The sequence below is a fragment of the Rhodovulum sp. genome (genome assembly GCF_011048875.1).
Lineage (GTDB): Bacteria > Pseudomonadota > Alphaproteobacteria > Rhodobacterales > Rhodobacteraceae > Rhodovulum > Rhodovulum tesquicola.
Genome location: NZ_DSDD01000141.1, coordinates 1 through 3,472, shown reverse-complemented (window position 1 = coordinate 3,472; position 3,472 = coordinate 1). Strand labels below are relative to the sequence as shown.

The 3,472-nt window shown below is 68.0% G+C and carries 3 protein-coding genes and 2 pseudogenes; 3 read left to right on the top strand and 2 right to left on the bottom strand.

Going from position 1 to position 3,472, the window contains the following annotated elements:
* Positions 1 to 96 precede the first annotated feature (96 nt).
* From ENN83_RS16920 to ENN83_RS04870, 3 genes and pseudogenes are all read left to right on the top strand, one after another.
* Positions 97 to 852, top strand: coding sequence for an ATP-binding cassette domain-containing protein (locus ENN83_RS16920; RefSeq protein WP_349760097.1), 756 nt, complete (start codon positions 97 to 99; stop codon positions 850 to 852).
* Positions 852 to 1,272 (top strand): annotated as a pseudogene (locus ENN83_RS04875) (ABC transporter permease subunit). The gene ENN83_RS16920 and the pseudogene ENN83_RS04875 overlap by 1 nt, the downstream one beginning before the upstream one ends.
* Positions 1,273 to 2,565, top strand: a complete 1,293-nt coding sequence (locus ENN83_RS04870; protein ID WP_287184707.1) for an amidohydrolase family protein — start codon at positions 1,273 to 1,275, stop codon at positions 2,563 to 2,565.
* A gap of 65 nt (positions 2,566 to 2,630) precedes the next feature.
* On the opposite strand, the gene ENN83_RS04865 is transcribed toward ENN83_RS04870, so the two are convergent.
* Positions 2,631 to 3,041: a F0F1 ATP synthase subunit epsilon gene (locus tag ENN83_RS04865; RefSeq protein ID WP_287184705.1), complete on the bottom strand. Its 411-nt coding sequence runs from the start codon at positions 3,039 to 3,041 to the stop codon at positions 2,631 to 2,633.
* Positions 3,042 to 3,096: 55 nt separating this feature from the next.
* Positions 3,097 to 3,472: pseudogene (locus tag ENN83_RS04860) on the bottom strand (F0F1 ATP synthase subunit beta); the annotation flags it as partial.

Sequence of the window (3,472 nt, the reverse complement as noted above, 5' to 3'; positions counted from 1 at the left end):
GCAATGGGTGAGCCGCATCCATGTCGCGGCCGAGGCGGCGAAGGCGGCGGGCAGCTTCGAGGTCGCAATTGACGACGCCGAACCCAAATCCTCCTGATGACGGCGCGCGAGGTCGTCCTGCGCCTTGAGGGGATCACCAAGAGGTTCGGGAAGCTTGCCGCGAACGACGATGTCGCCTTCGCCCTGCATAGGGGCGAAGTCCTTGCGCTGCCGGGGGAAAACGGCGCGGGCAAGACCACGCTGATGAACATCCTGTTCGGCCATTACACCGCCGATGCAGGCACAGTCGAGGTGTTCGGCAAGGCGCTGCCCCCCGGTGCGCCCGGCGCGGCGCTGGCGGCGGGCGTGGGCCGCATCCCCGAGGATCGCCACGCCACCGGGTCCATCACCGATTTCACCCTGACCGAGAACGCGGTGCTGGAGGGCTATGCGCGGCAACCCTTCGCCCGGGCAGGCTGGATGGACCGGGGCCGCGCGCGCGGCCATGCCGAGGCGATCATCGCGAAATACGACATCCGCTGCCCCGGCCCCGAGGCGCGCATTCGGCTGCTGTCGGGGGGGCTGGCGGCGATGGCCGGATTTTCAGAGGTGGCGGGGCTGAGGGGCAGCCTGACGCTCGATCTGTCGCCGGGCTTTGGCCATACGGGCATCGTCGTGGCCATGCTGGCGCTGCTGCACCCGCTGGGCATCGTGGTCTCGGCGATCTTCGTGGCGGGGGTTTTCGTCGGGGCGAACTCGATAAGCCGGGCGGCCGAAATGCCCACCTATATCGCCGATATCTTGGTCGCCACGGCGCTGCTGTTCATGGTGCTGGCGATCCTGCTGACGCGCTTCCGGGTGGTGAGGGGCTGATGGAGGTCTTCGACATCCTGCTGTCGGCCAGCTTCTGGGCCGCGGTGCTGCGCATCGCCTCGCCGCTGATCCTTGCCACGATGGGCGAGCCGATCTGCGAACGCGCCGGCGTGCTGAACCTCGGGATCGAGGAGATCATGGTCTTCGGCGCGTTTGCGGGCTGGATGGCGGTCTATGCGGGGCTGGATCTGCATCGCGCTGGTGGTGTTCGGGGCCTGGATGCCGGGCAAGGCGCTTCTGTTCGCGGCCTTCGACGCCTTGCAGATCAGGATGCAGCAGACGCCGCTGGGCGCGGAGATCCCCTATCAGATGTTTCTGATGGTGCCTTACGTCCTGTCGATCCTGGCGCTGGTGCTGATGTCGCGCCGGGCCGAGGTGCCCGCGGCGCTGATGGTGCCCTATAATCGCGGAGACCGCTGAATGGCCGAGTTCGATATCCTTGTGCGGGGTGGCACCCTGCCAGACGGGCGCGTGGCCGATACCGACACGCGCGGCGACCGGATTGCGGCGATTGGCGATCTGGCGGGGTCCACCGCGCGCCGGGTGATCGAGGCCGCGGGCGATCTGGTCAGCCCGCCCTTCGTCGATCCGCATTTCCATCTGGATGCGACGCCGAGCTACGGCACGCCGCGGATCAACGCCTCGGGCACGCTGCTGGAGGGTATCGCGCTCTGGGGCGAGCTGAAGGCGCAGGCCACGGTCGAGGAGATGGTCGAGCGGGCGCGGGCCTGTTGCGACTGGGCGGGGAGCATGGGGCTGCCGGCGATCCGCAGCCATGTCGACACCTGCGATGACGACCTGAAGGGCGTGCAGGCGCTGCTGCATGTGCGGGACGTGGTGAAGCCCCGGCTCGACCTGCAACTGGTGGCCTTTCCGCAGGACGGGTTCTTTCGCGACCCCAATGCGCAGGCCAAGACGATCCGCGCGCTGGACATGGGCGTGGACGTGGTCGGCGGCATCCCGCATTCCGAGCGCAGTATGGAGGCGGGGCGCGAGTCCGTGCGGACGCTGTGCGAGATCGCGGCGGAACGGGGGCTGATGGTCGACATGCATTGCGACGAGACCGACGATCCGCCGAGCCGCCATGTCGAGACGCTGGCCTTCGAGACGCAGAGGCTGGGATTGCAGGGCCGCGTGGCGGGCAGTCACCTGACCTCGATGCACTCGATGGACAATTACTATGTCTCCAAGCTGTTGCCGCTGATGGCCGAGGCGGGGCTTGCCGCGATCCCCAACCCGCTGATCAATATCGTGTTGCAGGGTCGGCACGACACCTACCCCAAGCGGCGCGGCCTGACGCGGGTGAAGGAGATGCAGGCCCATGGCATCACGGTCGGCTGGGGGCAGGATTGCGTGCGCGATCCGTGGTATTCGCTGGGGACGGCCGACATGCTGGACGTGGCCTTCATGGGGCTGCATGTGGCGCAGATGACCGCGCCCGACGAGATGCGGTGCTGTTTCGACATGGTGACGGTCGAGAACGCAAGGATCCTGCATCTGGAGGGCTATGGCCTGCATGAGGGCGCGCGGGCCTCGCTGGTGGTGCTGGATGCGGGCGACCCGGTGGAGGCGATCCGTCTGCGCCCCGACCGGCTGGCGGTGATCGCCAGGGGCCGGGTGGTGGCCGAAAAGGCGCGCAACGACAGTCGGCTGGCGCTGGATGGGCGGCCCGCAAGTATGCGGCGGCGGCATCGGCCCGGCGCGGCGGGCTGAGAGGCCCCGGAAACGGCAAAGGCCCCACCAGGGCGGGGCCTTGTCGGATGGGCGGGTGCGCCCTGTCAGTTCTTCGGCTCGAAGCCCATGCGCGAGCCCATCGCCACCATGTCGGCCAGCATCTTGGCCGAGGCGTCGACGAGTTCCGCCTTGGCCTCAAGATGCGCGGCGCGGGCGGCGGCGATCATCTCCTCGATCATTTCCTGCGTGACCTCCTCGACCGCATGCGAGCGTTCGGCCAGCACGGTGGCGCGGTCAGTGGTGATCTCGGCGAAGCCGCCGGTGACGATGTATTTCTGGCTGCCCTTCTCGGTAAGGACCTCGAGCACGCCGGGGCGCAGGGTGGTGATCATCGGGGCGTGCTTGGGCAGCGCGGTCAGGTCGCCCTCGAAGCCCGGAATGACGACCTGAAGGGCGCGCTCCGAGGCGACGCGGCGCTCGGGCGCGACGAGGTCGAATTGCAGCGTGTCGGCCATGATGCCTCCTTGGAAAACGCGCGCCGGGCGGGTTCACCCGGCGCCTTGTGCCCGGTCAGGCGGCTTCGGCCGCCATCTTCTCGGCCTTGGCGATCACCTCGTCGATGCCGCCCACCATGTAGAAGGCAGCCTCGGGAAGGTGGTCGAACTCGCCCGCCACGACGCGCTTGAAGCTGTCGATGGTCTTTTCCAGGGGCACCTGCACCCCGTCCGAGCCGGTGAACACCTTGGCCACGTCGAAGGGCTGCGACAGGAAACGCTGGATCTTGCGGGCGCGGGACACGGTCAGCTTGTCCTCTTCGGACAGTTCGTCCATGCCGAGGATCGCGATGATGTCCTGCAGCGACTTGTAGCGTTGCAGGATGCCCTGCACGTCGCGCGCCACCTGGTAATGCTCTTCGCCGACGATCGCCGGATCGAGGATCCGCGAG